Source organism: Tenacibaculum sp. IMCC1 (assembly GCF_054906355.1).
The window spans coordinates 2,836,465-2,860,622 of sequence record NZ_CM142818.1 but is presented as its reverse complement, the minus strand read 5'-3'; the positions used below and the strand labels follow the sequence as shown (position 1 = coordinate 2,860,622).

At 30.4% G+C, this 24,158-nt stretch carries 20 protein-coding genes; 6 read left to right on the top strand and 14 right to left on the bottom strand.

Translation table 11 applies throughout. The features are described from left to right. Window positions 1-24: 24 nt before the first annotated feature. Together ACXIHB_RS13305 and obgE are read left to right on the top strand one after the other, a co-directional pair. On the top strand, window positions 25-1,143 hold the full coding sequence (locus tag ACXIHB_RS13305) for an adenylate kinase (protein WP_082118684.1): 1,119 nt from the start codon (window positions 25-27) through the stop codon (window positions 1,141-1,143). Window positions 1,144-1,215: 72 nt separating this feature from the next. After that, entirely contained in the window at window positions 1,216-2,205 is a 990-nt protein-coding gene (obgE, locus tag ACXIHB_RS13300) for a GTPase ObgE (RefSeq protein WP_073184416.1), read from the top strand. 52 nt (window positions 2,206-2,257) lie between these two features. Here obgE and ACXIHB_RS13295 read toward each other — a convergent pair whose 3' ends face one another. From ACXIHB_RS13295 to surE, 11 genes are all read right to left on the bottom strand, one after another. Next, window positions 2,258-2,887 carry a M48 family metalloprotease gene (locus tag ACXIHB_RS13295; RefSeq protein WP_462098438.1) on the bottom strand — a complete coding sequence of 210 codons (630 nt, stop codon included), beginning with the start codon at window positions 2,885-2,887 and terminating at the stop codon, window positions 2,258-2,260. A 68-nt stretch (window positions 2,888-2,955) separates the two neighbouring features. After that, on the bottom strand, window positions 2,956-3,969 hold the full coding sequence (locus tag ACXIHB_RS13290; RefSeq protein ID WP_462098437.1) for a hypothetical protein: 1,014 nt from the start codon (window positions 3,967-3,969) through the stop codon (window positions 2,956-2,958). Window positions 3,970-4,046: 77 nt separating this feature from the next. Further along, window positions 4,047-5,363 carry a RagB/SusD family nutrient uptake outer membrane protein gene (locus ACXIHB_RS13285; RefSeq protein WP_047790524.1) on the bottom strand — a complete coding sequence of 439 codons (1,317 nt, stop codon included), beginning with the start codon at window positions 5,361-5,363 and terminating at the stop codon, window positions 4,047-4,049. An 11-nt stretch (window positions 5,364-5,374) separates the two neighbouring features. Then, window positions 5,375-8,674 carry a SusC/RagA family TonB-linked outer membrane protein gene (locus ACXIHB_RS13280; RefSeq protein WP_366329156.1) on the bottom strand — a complete coding sequence of 1,100 codons (3,300 nt, stop codon included), beginning with the start codon at window positions 8,672-8,674 and terminating at the stop codon, window positions 5,375-5,377. A gap of 1 nt (window position 8,675) precedes the next feature. Beyond that, window positions 8,676-11,195, bottom strand: a complete 2,520-nt coding sequence (locus ACXIHB_RS13275) for a zinc-dependent metalloprotease (protein WP_462098436.1) — start codon at window positions 11,193-11,195, stop codon at window positions 8,676-8,678. 98 nt (window positions 11,196-11,293) lie between these two features. Continuing rightward, window positions 11,294-12,901, bottom strand: coding sequence for a sensor histidine kinase (locus tag ACXIHB_RS13270; RefSeq protein ID WP_462098435.1), 1,608 nt, complete (start codon window positions 12,899-12,901; stop codon window positions 11,294-11,296). Between the two features lie 5 nt (window positions 12,902-12,906). Further along, window positions 12,907-13,683 carry a LytR/AlgR family response regulator transcription factor gene (locus ACXIHB_RS13265; RefSeq protein WP_462098434.1) on the bottom strand — a complete coding sequence of 259 codons (777 nt, stop codon included), beginning with the start codon at window positions 13,681-13,683 and terminating at the stop codon, window positions 12,907-12,909. 105 nt (window positions 13,684-13,788) lie between these two features. Further along, on the bottom strand, window positions 13,789-14,331 hold the full coding sequence (locus tag ACXIHB_RS13260) for a C40 family peptidase (RefSeq protein ID WP_073184402.1): 543 nt from the start codon (window positions 14,329-14,331) through the stop codon (window positions 13,789-13,791). A 6-nt stretch (window positions 14,332-14,337) separates the two neighbouring features. After that, the gene (gene lpxB, locus ACXIHB_RS13255) at window positions 14,338-15,450 is read right to left on the bottom strand and encodes a lipid-A-disaccharide synthase (RefSeq protein WP_173360967.1); all 1,113 of its coding nucleotides are present in this window, start codon (window positions 15,448-15,450) and stop codon (window positions 14,338-14,340) included. A gap of 9 nt (window positions 15,451-15,459) precedes the next feature. Then, on the bottom strand, window positions 15,460-15,747 hold the full coding sequence (locus ACXIHB_RS13250) for a hypothetical protein (RefSeq protein WP_073184398.1): 288 nt from the start codon (window positions 15,745-15,747) through the stop codon (window positions 15,460-15,462). Beyond that, the gene (gene surE, locus ACXIHB_RS13245; RefSeq protein ID WP_047790531.1) at window positions 15,735-16,505 is read right to left on the bottom strand and encodes a 5'/3'-nucleotidase SurE; all 771 of its coding nucleotides are present in this window, start codon (window positions 16,503-16,505) and stop codon (window positions 15,735-15,737) included. Before surE ends, ACXIHB_RS13250 begins: the two co-directional genes overlap by 13 nt. 115 nt (window positions 16,506-16,620) lie before the next feature. Here surE and ACXIHB_RS13240 point away from each other — a divergent pair, with 115 nt between their 5' ends. The 3 genes from ACXIHB_RS13240 (at window position 16,621) to ACXIHB_RS13230 (ending at window position 19,988) form a co-directional block, all read left to right on the top strand. Next, window positions 16,621-17,133, top strand: a complete 513-nt coding sequence (locus tag ACXIHB_RS13240) for a hypothetical protein (protein WP_462098433.1) — start codon at window positions 16,621-16,623, stop codon at window positions 17,131-17,133. A 78-nt stretch (window positions 17,134-17,211) separates the two neighbouring features. Continuing rightward, window positions 17,212-19,332 carry a carboxy terminal-processing peptidase gene (locus tag ACXIHB_RS13235; RefSeq protein WP_239178768.1) on the top strand — a complete coding sequence of 707 codons (2,121 nt, stop codon included), beginning with the start codon at window positions 17,212-17,214 and terminating at the stop codon, window positions 19,330-19,332. 41 nt (window positions 19,333-19,373) lie between these two features. Next, window positions 19,374-19,988 (top strand): HD domain-containing protein, encoded by a 615-nt coding sequence (locus tag ACXIHB_RS13230; RefSeq protein WP_462098432.1) that lies wholly within the window; start codon window positions 19,374-19,376, stop codon window positions 19,986-19,988. Here ACXIHB_RS13230 and ACXIHB_RS13225 read toward each other — a convergent pair. Further along, on the bottom strand, window positions 19,983-20,777 hold the full coding sequence (locus tag ACXIHB_RS13225; protein ID WP_167712344.1) for a DUF2797 domain-containing protein: 795 nt from the start codon (window positions 20,775-20,777) through the stop codon (window positions 19,983-19,985). The genes ACXIHB_RS13230 and ACXIHB_RS13225 overlap by 6 nt on opposite strands. 66 nt (window positions 20,778-20,843) lie before the next feature. Here ACXIHB_RS13225 and ACXIHB_RS13220 point away from each other — a divergent pair, with 66 nt between their 5' ends. Continuing rightward, on the top strand, window positions 20,844-22,352 hold the full coding sequence (locus ACXIHB_RS13220; RefSeq protein WP_047790535.1) for a GH3 auxin-responsive promoter family protein: 1,509 nt from the start codon (window positions 20,844-20,846) through the stop codon (window positions 22,350-22,352). A 4-nt stretch (window positions 22,353-22,356) separates the two neighbouring features. On the opposite strand, the gene ACXIHB_RS13215 is transcribed toward ACXIHB_RS13220, so the two are convergent. Continuing rightward, complete coding sequence (locus ACXIHB_RS13215) at window positions 22,357-22,827, bottom strand: hypothetical protein (RefSeq protein WP_073184394.1); 471 nt, start codon at window positions 22,825-22,827, stop codon at window positions 22,357-22,359. 36 nt (window positions 22,828-22,863) lie between these two features. After that, the gene (locus tag ACXIHB_RS13210; protein WP_462098431.1) at window positions 22,864-24,117 is read right to left on the bottom strand and encodes a tetratricopeptide repeat protein; all 1,254 of its coding nucleotides are present in this window, start codon (window positions 24,115-24,117) and stop codon (window positions 22,864-22,866) included. Between the last annotated feature and the right edge of the window lie 41 nt (window positions 24,118-24,158).

The window sequence follows — 24,158 nt, the reverse complement described above, 5'->3', positions numbered from 1 at the left end:
TCAAGCAACTATCTTTGCAGTCTGATGAAAATTACAAAACTCCACGATTTATATTTTAAAGAATTCATTTCAGCTGATGAAATTTCTAATATTGTTAGCTCGTTAGCTGAGCAAGTAAGAAAAGATTTACCTTCTGATGAAGTTCCTATTTTCATAGGAATTTTAAACGGGTGCTTTGTTTTTACTGCCGATTTTTTACGTGAATATAAAGGAAACTGTGAAATTAGTTTTGTTAAATTGTCTTCTTACCAAGGCACTTCTTCAACAGAAAATGTAAAGAGCTTAATTGGTCTTAATGAAGATTTATCTGGTCGTACCGTTATTATTTTAGAAGATATTATTGATACTGGCACAACCCTTCAAGAGATTTATGAAATCTTTAAAACAAAAAAATTAAAAGAACTAAAAATAGTAACACTTTTTTACAAGCCTGATGTCTATCGTAAAGAGCTACATATAAATTATATTGGAAAAAGTATTGAAGATAAATTTATTGTAGGTTACGGATTAGATTACAAAGGTTATGGTAGAAACTTGCCTGCTATTTATCAATTAACAACACCACCAAAAATGAAAAACATCGTATTATTCGGCCCTCCAGGTGCAGGAAAAGGTACTCAAGCAGAAGTTTTAAAAGAAAAATACAATTTAGTACACATTTCAACAGGAGATGTATTCCGATTTAATATTAAAAATAAAACTGAATTAGGATTATTAGCAAAAACATATATTGATGCTGGAGATTTAGTTCCTGATGAAGTTACCATTAATATGTTGAAAGAAGAGGTTAACAAAAATGCAGATTCTGCAGGATTTATTTTTGATGGATTTCCTCGTACAGAATCTCAAGCAAAAGCTTTAGATACTTTTTTAGCTGAAAAAGGTGAACGTATTAACGGAATGGTTGCTTTAGAAGTGCCAGAAGACTTATTAGTTGAACGTATCTTAGAAAGAGGAAAAACTAGTGGTCGTTCTGATGATATGGATGAAAGTAAAATCCGTAATCGTTTTAATGAATACAATACTAAAACAGCTGTTTTAAAAGACTATTACCAAACACAAAACAACTACTACGGAGTAAACGGAGTTGGCTCTATTGAAGAAATTACACAACGTTTATCAGACGTATTTGATACACTATAACAAACACTTGTTTAATTGTTAAAGTAATAACAATTATCGCTTTTTAACAATTCAACAAATAAACAACGAACAATGACTGAAGGAAATTTTGTCGACTATATTAAAATCTACGCATCATCAGGTAAAGGTGGTCGTGGATCTGCACACTTACATCGCGAAAAATACATTGCGAAAGGTGGACCTGATGGTGGTGACGGTGGTCGAGGTGGTCACATTATATTACGTGGCGATAAAAATATGTGGACACTTTTCCATTTAAAATTTAAACGTCATTTTAGAGCTGAACACGGTGGTGATGGTAGTAGCAGTAGAAGTACTGGACATGATGGTGCTGATGTTATCATTCCTGTTCCATTAGGAACTATTATCCGTGATGCTGATACTGACGAAATTTTACATGAAGTTATTGAAGACGAACAAGAAATCATCTTATTAGAAGGTGGTAAAGGTGGTCGTGGTAACTGGCATTTTAAGTCATCAACCAATCAAACTCCTCGTTATGCACAGCCAGGTATTGACGGACAAGAAGGTTGGTATCGTATTGAATTAAAAATTTTAGCTGATGTTGGTTTAGTTGGTTTCCCTAATGCAGGAAAATCAACTTTATTATCTGTTATTACCGCCGCCAAACCTAAAATTGCTGATTATGCATTTACAACCCTAAAACCTAATTTAGGTATTGTGGAATATCGTAATCATCAAAGTTTTGTAATGGCAGATATTCCTGGGATTATTGAAGGAGCTGCTGAAGGAAAAGGTTTAGGGCATCACTTTTTACGTCATATAGAACGTAACTCTACCCTACTCTTTTTAATTCCTGCTGATAGTGAGGATATAAAAAAGGAGTATGAAATTTTATTGAATGAGCTTCGCAAACACAATCCTGAATTATTGGATAAAGACCGTTTATTAGCTATATCAAAATCAGATATGCTAGACGACGAATTGAAAGAAGAAATTAAACAAGAATTACCAGAAGGCATTGAAGCGTTATTTATTTCATCTGTAGCTCAACAAGGCTTAATGGAGCTCAAGGATAAATTGTGGCAAATGTTGAATTAAGGAATTGAGTTAATAAGAAAGTAACAAAAGCGCCCTATGGGGCGCTTTTGTTTTAATCCATATTCCATACCTTTTCAAAAATTTCTTTAAAAGCTACTTTAGGATCTTCTTTAGAGCTTTTTTCAATATACAAATTCATTAGCTCTACTCTATCTACAGCACTTGGATGTGTAAATATTTCTGGCCCTAATAAAGATTGAACTACTTCTAAATTCTGTTTTAATTCTTCTCCTAAAGTTTTCTCTTTGGTTAGCATTAAATGTATCGCAATTAAATCTGCTAAATACTCTGCTTTTTTATAATCATTTGTTTCAATCCCAGAAGGTATTTGTAAACCAAATTTAAACTTTTTTGCTTGATTAAGTGTTACGATGTGACCTATCTCGTGAGATAGTACATAAACTTTTATATAATCTTTATCATAATCTACTAATCCTTGACTTACTTCAATATAATTATCTGCTGCTCCAGCATTAATAGAGTTGTCGTTCTTATCTATCCTAAATTCATTAGGTATTTTTATATCAATATATGAACTAAACAGAGGTTTTATTTTTTCTTGATATAATTTATTTAGCTGTTCTTCTTTAGTTAATTCTAGAACTATGTCTTCATTTTTTATAGCACTTGTTTTACAAGTTACTAATAAAATAGCTATTAATAATGTGGTTACTTTATTCATTATAAATTTGCATAAAAAAACACCCTTAAAATAAATTCTAAGAGTGCTTAACTAGGGGAATTAATCAATTAATCAAAATAAGTGTACGTAATGTCAGTGTTAATGAATCCAAATACTACATATGACGCTGTTACAGGATAGTTATCTGTGTTATATGTGTACGTTACAGGTGTATCACTTGAAAAACTACCTTGTGTTGGGTTGTTTACGTTTACTGCATCTAACCCTATTCCTATATTTATCTTTGAAAAAGCTGATGGGTAAACACCTTTAAAAGGATTATTTTTATCATCATAAGTGTTTTCCAATGTTTCAGTTCCAATAGTTTGAGACTTTACATTTCCTTCTTTGTTGTATACATAACTTGTATTAGTTATTTTATCATTTTCTTTGTTTACCCTTACCTTCTTTTCTAATCTATTATCAGAATCATAAGTGTAGGTATAAGTATAAACCTCTTTACCATCTTTTTTTTCAATAGCGCTTGCAATTAAACCTGCATCATTGTAAGTGTAAATTGTACTTTTCGTATCAGTTTTAACTTCTATTACTTGGTTTTTATCATCATATACCAATGTGTACGTTGTAGTTGCTCCACCTTCTTCAATTTCATATGACTTAATAAAGTTAGATACATCATCATATGTATAAGTAGTTAAACTCTCGCTATAATCGTCTTTAAAAAGGAAAGTCTTTATTTTAGAACCACTACCTACTTCTCCACGAATATTAATAGTAACATTGTATACTTTCTCATCACCATTTTCTGCAGTAACAGTAAAAGGCATTCCTTCACCGTCAACAAAATTTACCGCTTCTCCTGAGGCTGGTGAAATAGTAGCTTTATCTGATATGGTAATATTAGGAACTAAACCTGTAATATCTGTTTTAAAAGGAACACTTATTGTAATGTTATTTCCTAAATCGTATATAACATCATCTTCACTTAAGCCTTCAAAGTTTATTTTAAAACTTGTAATACTGTTTAAAGATGATTGTACTACTTTATCGTTATCATCACTAGAGCAGCTTACTATTACAAGTGCAATAATTAAAGACAAAAAAGGGAAAACTTTTTTCATAATGTAAATATTTAAATAATTAGTAATTAAGTATCAATTTATTTTTATCCGTTTGATACTTGCCGGATATTTTTATCTTAAAAATTTGGGTTATTTATCTTAGCATCGTTTGGAAACTGAACGACATACCTACTGTCATTTTTATTTAGGGTATAATTTTTTCCTTCGTACCACTTTATTATTTCAGGTTGCGTAGTTCTTTTTAAGTCATTCCAACGTTGCCCTTCAATTGCAAATTCACGTGCACGCTCGTCTAATATTTCTTCATATAACTGTTGTTTTGTTAATGAATTAATATAAGTAGTATAAGTTGCAACTTTAGCTGGTGTATATCTGTTCTTTATTAATACTAACAGTTGCTCTTTTGCAAATGTTAATTCGTTTAATTGTGTATATGCTTCTGCTAAGGTTAAATATAGTTCAGCTACTCTGAAGGTTGATTTATACTTAATATCAGCTGTTTTAGCAGCTCTGTATACTGTTCCGTCTTTCTTAAAGTAAATATTAAATCTTAAATCGTTTATTCTATCATATTTATTTAAAAATTGATCAGAAATAGAAGCATCGGTAGTGATATTATTAGAAGATACTATGTCTAATGCCAAAATAGATTCTATTGAATTAAACTCTGAAGGCATCATAGAACTATCTGAATTTAAGTCTTGTATTGTATTTTTTATAGCTAAAGCTTCTTTACTTGCGTCAATAGCTTTTTGCCACTCCTTTTTATACAAATACACTCTAGCTTTTAGACTTTTTAAGGCGATTTTTGAAAATCTATAGTTAAAACCAGAATCTTGCTGTTCTATATTTAAACGTGCTTCGGCATTAGAAAGATCACTTAATATTTGCGTATATACTTCTTCTACTGATTGAATGTCATACTTTTGGTCTAAGTTATATTCAGTAACTATAGGGACCCCATTATCACTCCCTGCTGTTGTTGTATCATATGCCTTTGCATACAAATTAATTAACTGAAAATATTGTAGTGCTCGTAAAGCGTAAGCTTCTCCAACTAATTGGGTAATTGCTGCTGCATCTCCAGTAATTTCTATTTCTTTTTCTATAACATGGTTTGCATGAAAAATTATTTTATAGAAACTAGCATACGAAAAAGGTGTTGTTAGTGGTGACGCATTGGCATCATTCCAAATAAAAAGATCTTCGTACAGTTCAGACGCAAAAGATGCTTTAGTTAATTGAAGCTCATCTGCTCTATAAGTAGTTAATATATGGTTGTTTTTTTCTGTTGCATAAGCTGTTGTTAAAAAGCTTCTGTAATCTTCAACCGATTTTGGTATTACTTGTCCTACCGGTTCTATATCTAAGTAATCATCACAAGAAACGATGCTTACTATGCTAATTAATAATATGTATATATGTTTTTTCATTACTGTATTTTTTAAAAAGAAAGATTAAATCCAAAAGAAATAATTTTTGGTATTGGTTGAGAATATGGACTACCAAAGGTTTCTGGATCAAAATATCCGTCATAATCTGTTCCGAAAACAAATAAGTTTCTTCCTTCTAGGTTAAAGCTTAGTCTTGAAACATTCATACTTTCTAAATATCTGCTTGGTACATTGTATCCAAACTTTATACTATTAATTCTTATGTATGAAATTTTATCTACCCAAATATCTAAATCTCTGTATGTATTACCTGTATCGTAAGTATGATACCAACTATACACTAAATCTGTTTCAAAACCTGGTGTTGCACTTCCTATAAAAGCTGGATAATTCCCTGTACCTGCCTTTAAAACTTCTTTATTATAATTATGTGTTGGGCTTATTTGCGTTGGATGATACGAAGGTGTTCGCTTTATAGTTTGGTTTATGTTAAAATTGGTTGCAACACTTAAACTAAAATCTTTGTACTGGAATTTATTTATGAAACCTCCACTAAATTCAGGATCTCCATTACCCACATAAGTATATAAATCTCTATGCTCTTCTCTTGTTAACTGGCTTCCATCAACCCCCTCTGATAGATTATAAAAATCTACTGCTGTTACTTTTTTTCCATCTTTCCAAAAAAGAGGCAAACCATTACTATCTAAACCTGCTGTTTTTATTGCAAAAACTGCATTTACTCCGTATCCTAATAAAGAAGGTTTAAAATCGTTTTCTTTGGTTTGAATTCTTTCTACTGTATTTTTGTTATGTGATATATTAAAGCTTGTACTCCACTTAAAATCTTCTTTGACAATATTTCTAGAGTTTATTGCTAATTCAACACCTTTATTATTTAATGTTGCCCAATTGGTATTAATAAAATTAAAGCCAGATTCTAGTGGTATTGCTTGTAATCCTATTAAGTCAGAGCTTTTACGATAATAATAATCTGCTGAAACGTATAATCTATTATTAAATAAACCTAAGTCAAACCCTACATTTGATGAGATTGTTTTTTCCCAACGTAAATCTTTGTTAGGGGCAGATATTACATTAATTCCTTGTTCAGAATTCCCTGGTAAAATAATTTCATCTTTATAATTCCCTACTACAAAGGGAGATGTTGATTTGTCTATATTTCCTTGTACCCCGTATGAACCTCTTATTTTAAACTCATTAACAGCATCTATATCAAAAAAGCTTTCTCTAGCTACATTCCAAGAACCTGCAACAGACCATAATGGTAAGTACCTAAACTCTGGATTTACTCCAAATAAGTTTGATCCATCATATCGTAAACTTCCAAATACTGTATACTTTCTATCATAAGTGTAAGAAGCTGTTCCGAAGAAAGAAGCGTAAGCATTTTCATTAATTGTTTTCTTATATGGGTTAAACAATTCATTTCCTAAAGCTCTTTCGTCTGTTATAGGTATAGTTCTTAAAGTATTTGTATTAAAACCAAATCCTTTTGTATGAATTTCAGTTCGTTTATCCTCTCTAAACTCGGTACCTAACATTACATCAACTTCATGAATATTATTTATAGAAGTGTTATAATTTAATGTTGTTTTCCAATTATATTGAAAAGCATCACTATTCCAGTTTTGATTAATACCTCCTTCTGGCATAAAAAAGGCATCGTTACCGTCTTCATCTTGGTATCTAGAGCCAAATCTATATTTTCTAGTGTAGTAACTGTTTTTATCTCCAAATTTTTCAGTTTGATCAAAGTCAAACTGCATACCTAATTGAGTATATAATGTTAAAGCATTATCAAACTTATATGTAAGATCAATTATTGGTTTAATAGAATAAGATGTTAACTCTTGATTTGTATTTTGTCTTTCTTCTAATGGATTGTATTTTAAATTTAAATCTGATCTTTCAATCAAGTCTGGGTCATAATTATAACCTCCATCTGCGTTGTATGGAGTGAAATAAGGGTTTACTCTTCTTGAGTAATTTGCTGGGTTAGTGTATGCATCTGCACCAGTAATATATGATGTGCTTTTATTTCTACTTGCAAAAACAGACACTCCTACATTTAATTTATCATTTACATCATAGTCATTTTTAAACGTAAGATTATACCTGTTTAAACCAGTACCTTTTGTTGTTCCTTCTTCATCAAAATATCCTAAAGAGAAGTAATATCTTGATTTTTCACTTCCACCTGAAAGTGTTAATCCGTATTGTTGATTTATTGCTGCTTGATACAACTCATTCCCCCAATTAGTATCTTTGTTTCTTAAGCTATTAATTGCATTCTGAGCTAACGGATTTATACTTGAAAAACCATTATTTTGAAAATTATTATATTCTCCATAGGCCTGTAAAATACGAGAAACTTCTCCTCTTTCACTTTGATAAGTTAAGTCTGATCTACGAGCTAAACCTAATTCAAAATCTACTTTCTCAGAAGCATTCATCAAGTTTAACCTATCAAAATCAGGACGTAAAGTTAAGAATGTGCTTGCATTAAAGTTTATCCTCATATTCCCCTCTTTACCTTTTTTAGTCGTAATTACAATTACTCCGTTTGCAGCTCTTGCTCCATAAATAGAGGTTGCAGAGGCGTCTTTTAAAACTGTTATTTCTTCAATATCTTCAGGATTGATTCCTGCAATTGGAAAAGATTTTAAGTTATCAATATTATCTTTATCTCTAAAATCTTTAGGAATATCATTTCCTTGTAAAGGAATTCCATCTAAAACCCACAAAGGATCAGAAGAACCGTTTAAAGTTGAAGTACCTCTAATTTGAATTTTAGCGGGTGCACCTGGAGCGCCACTAGTTGGTTGAACAAGTACTCCTGAAATTTCTCCAGAAAGCATCTGATCAATATTAGCTGTTCCTGCTCTTTTAACATCATCTGTTTTAATTTTTGCAAACGACGACGTAATTTTACGTTTCTCTATTTTTTGATAACCTGTTACGATAACTTCCCCTAAAAGCTCTTCCTTTTCTTTTAGTGTTATTATCATATCTGTACTTCTATTTTCTACATTTATTTTCTCTGTTTCAAAACCTATATATGATATTATAATATATTTTGTTTCCTTTGGTGCTTTAAAAGAGAAATTTCCGTCGAAATCAGTAGTTGTTCCAATCATTGAAGCTTGAATAACTCCTTCTATATTCGTTTTGTTACCAATTACTTTGGTTGAAGCGTAGATACTAACCCCCGGTAAAGTTTCATTTCTAGCTTCGTCTATTACCGTTCCACTAATCGTTTTTGTGTTTTGTGCAAAAACCGAAAATGGTATAAGAAGCAGTAAGTAAATTATTTTTTTGTTCATCATCTTAATTATTCAAATTATATTCAATTCTAGCTATTAAATCATTGTAGTGATTTTGAGTAGCCTTGTCCCCTTTCTTTCTTTTTCTTTTTAATAATTTTAAGATTCTTTCTAATTCAGCTCTCTTGTTTGAACCTACGTCTGATACCCTTGGTATATAAGAGAAATGTACATTTTTGAAGTTCTTACTTTTTAAGTTTGTTTCTTTAGTTTTCTTTAATAATATATTTCTATCTACTGTTAATACATCCACGTAATTTTTCTGGGTCATACGATCAAACATATCTATAGGTTTGTTATTAATCGTTTTCTTAAAAATAGCCTCGAAAAGTTCATTGAATAAGTACTCTTCTGTAAACACATCATTTTTGTCTGAAGCCAGTACTTTGTTCTCAATAATTCGCATTAATCTATCTGTTTCGATTAAACGATAAATCATATTTGTTTGATAAGCACGGTGCATGGAAATTGGAGAGTAAAAACGTTCACCATCAGGAGCGTCTCTTACTGGATATACTTTGTGTATAAGATCTGGAGCAAACAACCATTTTTGTGGTAAAATTGTTTCTTTTATGATATAATCGAGTGCTTCTTTTTGGATTTTGGTTGGTACTGGAACGAAAGTGTTTTTACCATCTCCATGTATTGTGTTATTTATATATATACCCCCTATGTTTGCCATTACATGTCCGCTGTATAGTTGCCATTGATCAATCACCGCTTTATAAAGCTTTGCTGCCTTATAATAATCTTCTCCTTCTTCATACGTCCATTTAATAATGTTTGGAACTATTCTTCTTAAGTTCTCTAATCCATACTTACTTGCTTTCACAGCGTCATCACCTAAATCTTCACTTTGAGACCTTGGATCTATAATATTTCTTTGTTGTGGACCATAAAAATACATTGGATCGTTTTCATGCTTTCGTATCCATTGATTTAATATGGGCAACTCTTCATGAGGTGTTTTTATATCTAACCAACGATATCCCCAGTTGATTGCATACTTATCATACACTCCTATTTTTGGACTAATTTCGGTTACATTATCACCTGGTTGAGCTACATAATTATAGCGAGCATAATCCATAATAGATGGTGCTGTGCCTTCCATTTTCTTGGTAAAACTAGCTGACCTTAACGAGTCTACTGGATAACTAAAAGAAGCCCCCATATTATGTTTTAATCCAAAAGTATGTCCCACTTCATGAGAAGATACAAATCTAATAGATTCTCCCATTATTTTATCAGAAAAAACATTAGCTCTTGCTTCTGGATTTATAGGTCCTGTTTGAACACGAATCCATTGGTGTAATCCTTTCATTAAATTATGCCACCAAATAATATCTGATTCTAAAATTTCTCCACTTCTTGGATCAACTATAGAAGGTCCCATAGCATTTTGTCTTTCAGAAGCTACATACGTTATTACAGAATAGCGAACGTCATCAATATCAAAATCTTCATCTTCATTTGTTACTTCCTTAACTACTACAGCATCTTTGAATCCTGCTTCCTCAAAAGCTTTATTCCAATCATATACTCCATTTTTTATGTATGACACCCATTTTTTTGGTGTTGCTGGGTCTATATAATAAACAATTTGCTTTTTTGGTGTTACTAATTCTCCTTTTTTATATTTCTCTACATCCTCCTTTTTGGGCTCAAGCCTCCAACGTGTAATTAATTCACGATGTTCTACTTCATGCTGACTATCAGAATAATAATCCATAGGCTTACTAAAATATCCTATTCTTTTATCTCCAAAACGTGGCTTCATTATATTTGTTGGTAACAAAACTATATTGGTTGTAACTCCAATTGACAGAGGTAGTGCTGCACTTTTTCCTTCAGATACACTGGTTGTTAAAAGAGATTTTACTACAATGTTTTTAGAAAAAGTTTTTAATTTCTCTATCTTAGATAGTTTTGTCTTAATACTCCCACCTAAGCCAATATTTGACAATAAGTCATTAAAGGTTTTATCTTTACCGTTAAAAACTCTGTTTACTTTAATTAATACTGATGTTTTCTTTTCGTTTTCTGACTCTATTTTAAACTCTTCTACAATAGATTCTCCAAAATTATTACGTACTGAACGAGTTATTGCATTATTTTTTGGTGAAGTTACTCTTGGGTTAATTGTTTTTACCCACACTTTATTTAATACGGTATCTTTATAAAACCTAATTAATTTAGTTTCATAGGCCATACCCTTATTTAATCCATGCCCGTTTAAAGCATAAGGAACTTGAGATATTTTGTTTACTATTAAAAAATCTTTTGAAAGCAATGAATCTGGGATTTCAAAGTAGATGTCTTCTTTTAATCTGTAAATATTAAACAGTCCCTCTTTTTTGTTTCCCTCTTTTTGTAATTTCTTGTACGAAACTTTACCAGTACTTTTAATAGTATCTGTTTTTTCTTCTTCTTTCTTTTGTGCTGCTACCATTGTGGTAAAAAACACCAAGAATAAACTAAGTACTTTTAAATTAATGTTCTTCATTTGAGAATGCCCCTTCATAAATTATGTTGTTATTAAGAAGAAACCAAATGTAGAAATGAAGATGTTTGATTAAAACTAAATGAGAGTGAAGTTACTTTATAAAGGAGTGAATTTTATTATTTTGACAACAAAGGCATATAACATTTAAAATCTTCATTAAAAACCTCTGTCTTAAATGATTTTACGTTATAAAATGCGTAGAAATTACTTAAATACCCTAAGCCCACGCTATAACTTGCTTCTTTCTTATTTTTTCTTGGATTATAATTATTACTTACTATTATCTGGTCTTCTTCAATTAAAACTTTAATAAAAAGAGGATTTTTTTTTGTTATTTCATTATGTTTAATAGCATTCTCAACCAATGTTTCTAATGCTAAAAAAGGAATTTTTTTTGATAAAACTTTTCCTCCACTATTATCTACAACAGATAGATTTATACTATTACTAAATCTAATTTTTTGCAAAAAGAAGTATTGCTCTAAAAAATGTAATTCATCTTTTACTGTAGCCAAGTTTGCTTCTCTTTCTTTTAACAAATACCTATATACCTCTGAAAGTTTTAATACAAATTGCTGAGACATTTTTTTATCTACTCCTATTAAAACATGTAAAGAATTTAGGGTGTTGAATAGAAAATGAGGATTCAGCTTTTTTCGTAATTGACTTAATTGTAATCGTGCGTTTTTTTGTTGATATTGCTCGTTACTAATAGCCAATCGTTTTCTTTCTTGTTCGTACTGAAGCGTTTTTAAATATTGACTCCTTAGTTGACCTCGAGAAAAAGCTAATATTAACATAAAGGTTAGTAATGCCAACAAACTCATCCATAATAAATATTGTTTAATATCGTTAACAGATTCTCTGATTGAAATATTTAAAGGGAAGCTTGTTATTAAAATTAACTCAGAGTTACCTACTTGTAACACATCATAATATCTTACCACTTCTAGGTTTAAATACTCTGATTTTACTGTTACTTTTATTGGCCCATTATTTTTCAATTCATTACTCTTCGTTTTTTTAATTATATTCTGGGGTGAAATAGTATTAAAAAATGTCTTTTCATATTTTCCAATGTAATTAGTATCTGGATGCAACATACAAACACCTGTTTTGTCTGTTACAATAACATACCCTCCATAAACACTATATTTTTGTGAAAAATAATTCCAATATTTTAATAAATTAATACTGTAGCCGTATACTATTGTAGTATTGTCTGATTGTTTTCTTACAATAATTTTCTGGTAATACGTAGTATCTTTTTGTGTTGATACTACTTCAAAAACCTGATTTTCTTTTTTTAATTTTCTAATCCTATGTAGGATTTCTTTTTCAAGTTTTTTTTCTCCTAAAAAAGAAGTATATACGGCCTCATTTTCTTTAAAAAAATAAATAAAACTAGCATCAATAATTTCCTCAGAAAAAGCTAGCTCGCTATTAAAAACCAATCGATTTTTAAGTTGCTCTCTCTTTAATACAGTACTGTTATCTATAATCTTTTCTGCTCCTGAAATAAACTTATCAAACTCGTTAAAATCAAATTGTAATATTCCTTTCTTCTCTCTTACGTTTTGAGTTGTTGCTTCTTCTACTAACCTCTCTGCTTCTGACGTAATTTTATTTGTTATTAATTCGTATCCAATAAAAAATAATATTATTAACGATACACTTACCAGCAGGTAGTATTGATGCTTTCTTTTTTTTAATGGAAACTTCATAAGAACTAATTATCCAACCATTTTTTAAACTCTTTAATTCTTTGAGCACTTACTAAAAGCATCTCTTCTACATTTAAGTTTGGTTGTAATTCTATTTTTATACGATTATTACTATATTTTGATATATTATTAATCGCTGAATGTTGAATAATATATTTTCTATTAATCTTGAAAAAGTATTTTTCAGATAGTTCTTCTTCTAAACTAGAAATTGTTCCATCATAAAGGTAACTTTCGTTATCAAAAGTAAACAAGAACAAGTACTTTCCTTGTGCCATAAAATAAGCGACTTCCTCTCTTTTAATAGAAATAGATAAACTTCCTTTTGACACCAAAAAGCGTTCTTTTTCTTTTTGATGCTGTATTTTACTGTTCATTTGTAACAATAATTTCTCAAGTTTATCAGTGTATCCTTTATTCTCATTAAGGTTTACATATTTTTCTATAGCTTTATTGAGTAGCTCTTCACTGTAGGGTTTTAATAAATAATCTATAGCAAAAAACTGAAATGATTTGATGGCATACTCATCAAAAGCTGTTGTAAAAATAATAGGAATTGAAATTTTCAACCTTTCAAAAATTTCAAAGCTATAACCATCTCCAAGGTGAATATCGCTTAAAATTAAATCGCAAGTGTTTTCTTTAAGCCAAAGAATTGAATCTTCTACACTTTCCAACCGCTTTTTTACAGAAATTGGATAAGGACTTTTCTGCAATAAGTTTTCTAAAGAAGTTGCTGCTAAATCTTCATCTTCAATTATTACTACATCTAATATTTTCATTTACTTTATAGAGATTTAAGAGGGTTCTCCAAAAGTATTAAATTATTTTTATCTTTAACTAAAGGTTATGTTTATGCTAAAAACTATATTTGATTTCTTAACATTTTACAACACCCGTTTTGCTTTAATAAAAGCTCGTTTCCAATAATTCTCATGTAGCGAGGTTACTATTACTCCTCGTGATGTAGTTGAATGTATAAAACGAATATCTCCATTATCTACAGAAGTTACCAACCCTACATGATTTACTTTTCCTCTTTTTCTTGAGGTTTTAAAAAATAACAAATCTCCTCTTTGAACTTCTCGTAAAGAAATATTTTCTCCTTGTAAATACATTTGATGAGACGTTCTAGCGATAGGCATGTTTCGTTGTTTAAACGAAGTAAAAATCAATCCTGAACAATCCATTCCTCTTTTCGTCATTCCTCCAAAACGATATGGCACACCTTTATAAGTAACTGCTGTCCATACTATTTTATCTGCAACTGTAATTTTGCTTGATGATTTAGTTGTTGCTAATTGTGTGTTTTTCTTAACTTTTGCTACTTTTTTTGTTCTTGTTTGGTATGTAGTACTTACATTTTTTGATGATCCACAAGAAATCATTAAAAATGATACTATACATATAAATAAGATTTTTTTTATCATGCTTTTTTATTTTTTCACTCCCGCAACAATCAACTTCGCTGTTTTTTCAGAAGCTCCTTTTCCTCCTAATTTTTGTTCTAAATCAAAATATGACAAAAATAATTTCTGGCGATGTTCTAACTCTAAAATACGTGTTAGTTCGTACTGTAAATTTTCTTTGGTAAAATCATTTTGTATCAACTCTTTTACCACTTCTCTATCCATTATTAAATTTACTAACGATATATATTTTAATGTTATTATTCGCTTAGCTATTTGATAAGAAATATTACTTCCTTTATAACACACTACCTGAGGCACTTTAAACAAAGCTGTCTCTAGTGTTGCTGTACCTGATGCAACCAAAGCAGCATGTGAAATACTTAACAAGTCATACGTTTTATTATTAATGAATTTTACATTGGCATCTCCAATAATTTCTTTATAAAACTCATACGATTGACTTGGTGCTCCTGCCACTACAAACTGATATTGTGGAAAATCTTTTACCAATGAAAGCATTACTGATAACATTTTTGTTATTTCCTGCTTTCTACTTCCTGGTAACAGTGCTATAACCTCCTTATGTCCAAGGTCGTGTTCTTTTCTAAACTTTTCGATAGAAACTTGCTCTCTTCCTGCAATTCCATCAATTAAAGGATGCCCCACAAAACGAACATTATAATCATACTTTTTGTAAAACTCTTTTTCAAATGGGAGAATTACAAACATTTGGTCGATATCTCGTTTAATATCTTTTACTCTACCTGCTCTACTTGCCCAAACTTGAGGTGATATATAATAATTGGTTCTAAAACCTTGCTTTCTTGCCCACTTAGCTATACGAAGGTTAAAACCTGAGTTATCAATAAAAATTATTACATCAGGATTAAATTGAGCAATATCTTTTTTACAAAAAGAAATCATTCCTAAAATCTTTCGTAAATTCATCAACACCTCAACAAAGCCCATAAAAGCACGCTCTTTATAATGCTTAACAAGTGTACCGCCAACTTCTTGCATTAGGTCACCTCCCCAAAAACGAATGTCAGCTTTCGGATCTTCCTTTAACAAGGCCTTCATCAAATTAGCTCCGTGCAAATCACCTGAAGCCTCACCTACAAGAATGTAATATTTCATGTATTAAAATTAGAAAAACTTTAAATATGCTGTTAATAAAGCTACAGCAATTGTAGTTATTAACACTCCTCTTGCTCTGTAATCTTGTTTTTTCTTTAAAAACACCCAAAAAACAAATAAGTTAGGTATTGCTGCCAGAGCTATTACAGAACCTAATACCCCTCCTTCTCTTATTTTAGAAATCGTTTCTGAAATACTAAGTTCTGAAATGTACTCTAAATAAACAAAGAAGCCACAAGTTGTTGCCAACAATGAGACTATGATTCCTATTAGTATTTCTTTTTTTATATGTCCCATGTGTGTAACTTTTGAATTGCGTGATGTGCTGTCATATCAAATTGAACAGGCACTACCGATATAAAACCATTTTCTAACGCCCAAATATCAGTATCTTGTCCTTTATCTCTATTAATAAACTCTCCTGAAAGCCAATAGTACTCTTTTCCGAATGGACTTTTACGTTTATCAAACGTTTCTTTCCAATAACCGTTCGCTTGTCTACATATACGAACTCCTTTAATTTCGTCTTCTTTCAACTTCGGAATGTTTACATTTAAAATTACCCCGTCAGGTAATCCGTTTAATAAAACATTTAACGCTATTTTTTCTATAAACTTACGTGCAGCTCTAAAATCAGCATGCCAATCAAAATCTAATAAAGAAAAACCTATTGCTGGAATCCCTTCAATACCTGCTTCAACAGCAGCACTCATCGTTCCTGAATAAATTACATTGATGGAAGAATTGGATCCGTGATTAATTCCTGAAACACATAAATCTGGTGTACGATTTAAGATTTCATTTTTTGCCATTTTAACACAATCTGCAGGCGTACCAGAACAACTGTACTCTATTTGTGGACCTTCATCAATGGTTATAGGGTTACAATGTAACACATTATTCACCGTAATAGCATGCCCCATTCCACTTTGTGGGCTATCAGGAGCCACCACCACTACATCCCCTATTTTATTCATAATTTCAATCAACATACGAATACCAGGAGCCGTAATTCCGTCATCATTCGTAACTAAAATCAAAGGTCTATCTTGCATAGTAAGTAAGTTTTACAACAAATGTAATATAAAAAATGGATTCTTTTTTTAACATTTTGTAAAGACAAATTGGTTCATTTTATGTGTAAAATTGTGGTAATCAAACCCAAGCATTATGGTACGGATTATTGTTTATGTAACTATTTTTATAATTTCTTCTTTTTTTTCAATTATTTCAGCACAAAACGCCCCCACAATACCATGTAACGAAATAGGTTATACCCAATTTGATTTTTGGGTCGGAAATTGGAATGTTTATAACACTGAAGGAAAATTAATTGGTCACAATAATGTTATAAAAACGCCTAATGCCTGTGCTATTCAAGAAAATTGGGATTCAAAAACATCCAAAAATAAAGGGACTAGCTACAATTATTACAATAAAAAAGATAATACTTGGAATCAGGTTTGGATTGATAACACTGGTTTTTCATTAGTTTTAAAAGGTAGTTTTAAAGATAATTCTATGACTTTAAAAAGTGATCTTATAAAAAATGATAAAGGCAATTATTACAATCAAGTTACTTGGACAAAAAACAAAGATGGTTCTGTAACTCAAGTTTGGAATCTTCTAAATGAAGACCATAAAAAGACTCAAGAAGTTTTTAGAGGCATTTATAAAAAGTAATAATGCTAAAAAATTGGCATTATTTTAGTAGCTTAGCAACACAACGACTCAACACAAATTAAAAAGACAGAAGATTTTATGAAGACGAAGTTTATTATACCATTTTTAGCAATCACACTTTTATTTTCTAATTCTGTTAGTTCTAATACAGTTCCTAACAACGATCCAGAAAAAGATCGTGTAATTGTTTACGTTTTAAAAAATATTTTAAGTCGATATCATTACGTTCAAAAAAAATTAAATGACGACTTTTCCGAACATGTATATAACACATTTATCGATGGACTTGATCCTAATAAACGTTATTTTACTCAAGAAGATTTAAAAGAATTCTCTCAATATAAATATCAAATAGACAATCAATTAAGAGACTCAAATATTGATTTTTACAAATTGGTGTATCAACGCTTTTTAGAAAAGATGGAGTCTGGTAAAAAGACCTATCGTTCCTTATTAAAACAACCTTTTAATTATAAAAAGAAAGAGGTTATTGATGTTGATTATGATAAGGTTCCGTATGCTAAAAACGAAACTGAATTAATGAATTACTGGAGAAAGCAATTAAAACTATCTATTTTAAGTAACATTGAAGACGCCGAAAACCAGCAAAACGAAAAAGCTAAAAAGGATAAAAGTTTTAAAAAGAAAAGCTTTAAACAACTAGAGGCTGAAGCAAGAAAGAAAGTCCTAAAAAATATGGACGATTTATATATGCGTATCGGTGAACTTGAGAACTCTGATTGGTATTCTACTTTTTTAAACAGTGTAGTAAGCGGTTTTGATCCACATACAACCTATATGTCTCCTCGAATTAAAACACGTTTTGATCAAGAGATGTCTGGTAAATTAGAAGGTATTGGAGCTCGTTTGCAAAAAAAAGGAATTTACACCCATATTGTTGAATTAATTTCTGGAGGTCCAGCATGGAAACAAGGTGAATTAGAAGCTGACGATATTATTTTAAAAGTTGCACAAGGTGATGAAGAGCCTTTAGATATTGTTGGAATGCGTTTAGATGATGCCATAAAATTTATCAAAGGAAAAAAAGGAACTGAGGTACGTTTAACTGTAAAGAAAAAGATTGATGGTTCTATTAAAGTAATTCCAATTATTAGAGATGTAGTTGAGCTTGAAGAAACTTTTGTAAAATCAAGTATTGTTGAAAAGAATGGCAAAAAGTATGGGATTATTAATCTTCCTAGGTTTTATATAGATTTTAATGACTTAAGCCGTAGAGATGCTGCTAAAGACATGGAAAAAGAAATTGAGCGTTTAAAAGAAGAAGATGTTCAAGGTTTAATTGTTGATTTGCGTGACAACGGTGGTGGGTCTTTAAAAACAGCTATTGAAATTGGTGGTTTATTCATTAACAAAGGACCAATTGTTCAAGTAAAATATCGTGGTGAAGATCCTTTAGTAAAAGTTGATACTGATCCAAAAATTCAATGGGAAGGGCCTTTAGTAGTAATGGTAAATGAATTTTCTGCTTCAGCTTCTGAAATTTTTGCTGCTGCAATGCAAGACTATAAACGTGGGGTTATTATTGGTGGTAAACAAACGTATGGTAAAGGAACTGTACAAAATGTATTACCTATAAACCGTTTTTATGAACAATATCCTAACGATTTAGGTGCTTTAAAAATGACCATTCAAAAGTTCTATAGAATTAATGGTGGTTCTACTCAAATTGAAGGAGTTTATTCTGATATTTCTTTACCTACCCGATATAGTTATATGGACTTTGGAGAACGTGATTTAGACGGTGCTTTGCCTTGGGATAAGGTACAACAAGCAAAATATACTGCTACGAATTCATACAGTAACTTTGCTGATGTAGTATACAACAGTAAACAACGTGTAATGAATAACGAAAAGTTTAATAAAATAAATGACTATGCTAAATGGTTAAAGAAAAATCAAGACGAAAGAGTCTATTCTTTAAACTATGATGCTTTTAAAAAGGAAAGCGAAGCTAAAACAAAAGAAGGAGAACAGTTTAAAGATATTTTTAAATTTGATTCTCATCTAACTTTTGTCTCTCCTAAATATGAGTTAAATTTATTTAAAAAGGATACTGTTTTAGAAGAAAAAAGAGTTGCATGGCATAAAAACCTTCAGAAAGATATTTATGTAAATGAAGCGCTAAACGTTCTTAGCGAGTTGAAAATGAACGATAATCATGTAGCTGTAAAACATTAAAAAAAGGGTTCATTCGAACCCTTTTTCTTTCTACTCATTTTATGTTAAAGAACACTTTTTTAAACTTGTTGGCTACTTACTCAAACGATAATAGCTTCAATATTTTATTGTGGCAAGAAATAGAAGAGCATTATACCAGTAAAAAAAGACATTATCACACATTTGAACATCTTGAAAATTTACTTTTTCAATTAACTCCTATAAGAACCAAAATAAGTAGCTGGAACACAATTCTATTCACACTGTTTTATCACGATGTTATCTATAATTCTTTAAAAAACAACAATGAAGAAAAAAGTGCTGAGTTAGCTGTAAAAAGAATGAATCAACTTTCAATTCCCAATAAAGTTATAGAAAATTGTTTTTCACAGATTTTAGCTACTAAATCTCATAAAACATCTGAAAATTCAGACACTAACTACTTTACAGATGCTGATTTATCTATCTTAGGTCAAAGCTGGGAAGTATATACTCAATATTATAAAAATGTTCGAAAAGAATATGCAGTTTATCCTAATATAATCTATAATTCAGGTCGTAAAAAAGCTTTACAGCATTTTTTAACAATGAAAAATATATTCAAAACAGAATACTTTTACCAAAAGTTTGAGGAAACAGCACGAAAAAATATTCAGAAAGAAATTGAACTATTATAATAGCCCAATTTTAACCACCAATCCTTCATTAGAACGAACATTAAACACTGTTTCATCCTCAAAAATTAAGTACTGTCCTTTAATTCCTACCAATTTACCTGTATACGTTCCTTCTTTCTCTAAATTCAAACTTTTAGGCTTTTTAGGGAACTTTTCAACAGGAAAATTAATATTCGTTTCAGTATTATTTGCTATGTAGTATTCTTTCGCTTCATCAGGAATAAACTCTTGTAATCGCTCACGCCACTCAACCAAGTTTTCATCCTTAATATCATTCTTTAGCATGGTTCTCCAATTCGTTTTATCTGCTACATGCTCTTTTAAAGCTACCTCAGTAATTCCTGCTAAATAACGATTAGGAACTTCTACTATTTCAATAGCTTCATGCGCTCCTTGATCTATCCAACGAGTGGGTACTTGTTGCTTTCTTGTCACTCCAACCTTTACATTACTTGAGTTTGCTAAATACACAATATGTGGCTGTAGCTGTACCCTTTTTTCATACTCCAAATCTCTATCTTCTTCTCCTAAGTGTGCTTTACTCAATTCAGGACGCATTATCCAATCTCCTGCAGTTGGAATTTCAAAAAAGCATTTTTTACAAAATCCTTGACGGTATATTTTCTTTTCTAAATGACAGTTTAAACACTCGTAAGTAACAAAACTTAAGGTTAATTCTTTATTCAATAACTGATTCATATTCAAAAAATCCACTCCCATATCTAAATAGTATTGAACAGTGTTTAAATTCTCGGTAGGCATTTTTTTTAAAACTCCTTGGTACTGCATGTCTTAAATTTTGTTACATTTAGCTTCACAAAATTACAGTAAAAAAATTGAATTAATAGTTAATCTATGACGTTTCCATTTATAAATTCAATCATCTCTTGGTTCTTAAAAAAGCGTAAACATCAAGTAGAGTTGTTTTTAAAGTATCCTATTGATGTTCAAAACGAGCTACTACTAAAGCTTGTAACTGCTGCTAAAAACACTGAATTTGGGAAACAACAAAACTTTTCTTCAATTAAAAGTTATACTGACTTTGCCAACAACGTTCCCATTCAACGTTATGAAAGTATTGAACCACTTATTGAGCGTTGTAGAAAAGGAGAGCAAAATTTATTTTGGCCTACACCTATACGTTGGTTTGCCAAATCAAGTGGTACTACCAATGCAAAAAGTAAATTTATTCCTGTAAGTGATGAAGCTATTGAATATTGTCACTTTAAAGCAGGAAAAGATATGTTATGCTTATATATCAATAACAATGAAAACGCAAAGCTTTTCACTGGTAAAGGACTCCGTTTAGGTGGTAGTTCTGCTGTATACGAAGACAACAACAGTTATTTTGGTGATTTATCGGCTATAATTATTGAAAACATGCCTTTTTGGGCAGATTTTAGCTCAGCTCCAAAGCAAGAAACTGCTTTAATGAGTGAGTGGGAAACAAAAATGGAAGCTATTATTAACGAAACCATTCATGAAAATATTACAAGCTTAGTTGGTGTTCCTTCTTGGATGTTAGTTTTATTAAATAGAGTATTAGAAAAAACAGGAAAGGATAATATTTTAGAAGTTTGGCCTAATCTGGAGGTTTATTTTCATGGAGGAATAAACTTTAACCCGTATAGAGAGCAGTATAAGAAACTCATTCCAAGAGACGATTTTAAATATTATGAAACCTATAATGCATCAGAAGGTTTTTTTGCTATTCAAGACCGAAATGATTCTGACGAAATGTTGTTAATGTTAGACTACGGAATTTTTTACGAGTTTATTCCAATGAGCGAATACAACGGAGAAAATTCTAAAGCAATTCCTCTTTCTGAAGTAAAAAAAGGCATTAATTATGCTATTATTATTACCACAAATGGTGGTTTATGGCGTTACTTAATAGGAGATACTGTTAAGTTTACCTCAACCAATCCTTATCGTATAAAAATTACTGGACGTACTAAGCATCATATCAATGTTTTTGGAGAAGAGTTAATTATTGAAAACGCTGAGGATGCTTTAAAAGTAGCGAGTGATAAAACCAACTGTGAAATTAAAGAATATACCGTTGGTCCTATTTTTATGAACGGTAAAGAAAATGGAGCCCATGAATGGGTTATTGAATTTAAAAAAGCTCCTGAAAACCTTACCTTTTTTACTGAAGAATTAGACGAAGCTTTAAAAAGCTGCAACTCTGACTATGAAGCTAAGCGTTATAATAATATGACTTTAGCAATGCCTAAGATACATCAAGCTCGTGAAGGCCTGTTTTATGACTGGATGAAGAAAAAAGGAAAATTAGGTGGACAACATAAAATTCCTCGTTTATCTAATAGTCGTGATTTTGTTGAAGAACTTTTAAAGCTATAGTTTACTATTCTGTTTTAATTTTAATAGGTAATTGGTACTTTGTTACTACTGGAATTTCTCTTTTGGTAGCGGGAGCAATTCTTGGTAATTTTTCTATTGCCAACTTTATTATACTATCTAATTCTGGTAATTGAGTCATAACAACACTAGAAGCAGTAACCTCAGTTAAAACAAATTTCCCTTCTTTATTAATTAGAATATCAATTAAAACTTCTTCATCTAAACTATTTTTAGTAACAAAATTATGTTGCTGTAAACTCGTCGTTATTCTTTTATGAATTTCTTTTCTAAAACAATTCGCTTTTGCTTTATCAAGTAGATCTTTACATTTATTAAAAGCAGGGTACTCATCTACTTTTGTAAAGTCAACTACTGTATCTACAACTTGTGAGTTATCTTTTTTTAAATATGAAAAGAAGTCACAAGAAGAATATAGTAAAGCACAAAATAAAAAAGCTACACAACGAGAATTCATCTTATTGATTTTAAGATGAATATACAAAATTAAATACTATTGTAAAATCTCTCCTTGTAAGAAATAGTACTTTTTAATTTCTTTTATTCTCTCTTTTGCATATTTGGTTAAAACTGAATCTTTTCTTTCAAAACGATTTACGTAGTTTTTGTAATGTTTATAAGCTATTCGTTTATCCTTATAATAATCTTCACTAGTTTTAGCTAGTTGGTACAAGGCTTTATAATTTTTTCTATTCTCTTCAAAAGCTCTTTTATAAGACTTTACCTCTTCTTTTGGGTTTCCTAATTTTTCGTACACTCTAGCTAATTGATAGTACTCAACATCTCGAGGCTCTTTACCCGCAAAAGTTGCCACCATATAATCTAGCTGAGCTTTATAAAACTTTTTCTTTTCAAAATTGATGTCTCCTAAATAGGTATACGCTTTAAAATCTGATCTATCAATTCTTATAGCTTTATTAAAGTACTTTTTTGCTTCGTCATATTTCTTTAGATTGAAAAAACAACGCCCTAGCATTTTCTGTGTGTAATGTTCGTTGGGCGCTATAGTATCTATTCTTTGTAAATACTGAATAGCTTCAGTAAACTTCTCTTCTCTATATAAATTATTAATTTTCAACTTATTTAAGTTGATATGATTCGGGTTCACTACCAAACCTCTATTTATAAAAATGTTTGCTGAATCTTTATCTCTTAATAAAGTGTAGGCTAATGCTAAGTGGTGAATAGACTTAATGTGAGTTGTATCATTTTTATAAGCTTCTAAAAAACTATTTATTTTTAGATTTCTTTTTTTTAACATTCCATAAGCAACTCCCAATCGGTAATAATAATTTGCATTTGTACTATCTTGTTTAATGATATTTTTAAAAGTATCGATTGCTTTTGCAGGTTGCTTGGTTTGTGTATACAATTTTCCTAATTGATACTTAATGAGTAAATTTTCAGCATCATCATTTATAATACCTTCATAAACATCAATAGCTTTTTGTAGTTTATTCTCTTTTTTATAAGCTTTTGCTAACTTTATTTTTACTGAATAATCATCTTTTAACTCCAATGCTTTTTCGTAATATATAGAAGCTTTTTTATAATCATCAATTGAAGCGTAAATAGATGCTACTTTTGAGGTTGATTGAAAAGTAGTATCTAACTCATGTAACTTTGTTAATGCTGTTTGGTAACGTCCTATATTCACTAAACTATCAATAGTTTTAAAAGTCGAAACTTGTGCCTCGACTTTTAAAATTCCTATTACAAAAACAATAAGTAAAATTTTATTTCTCACGTTTCTATTTTTGGTGTTGTTCATAAGTTATCTAAGCTGGC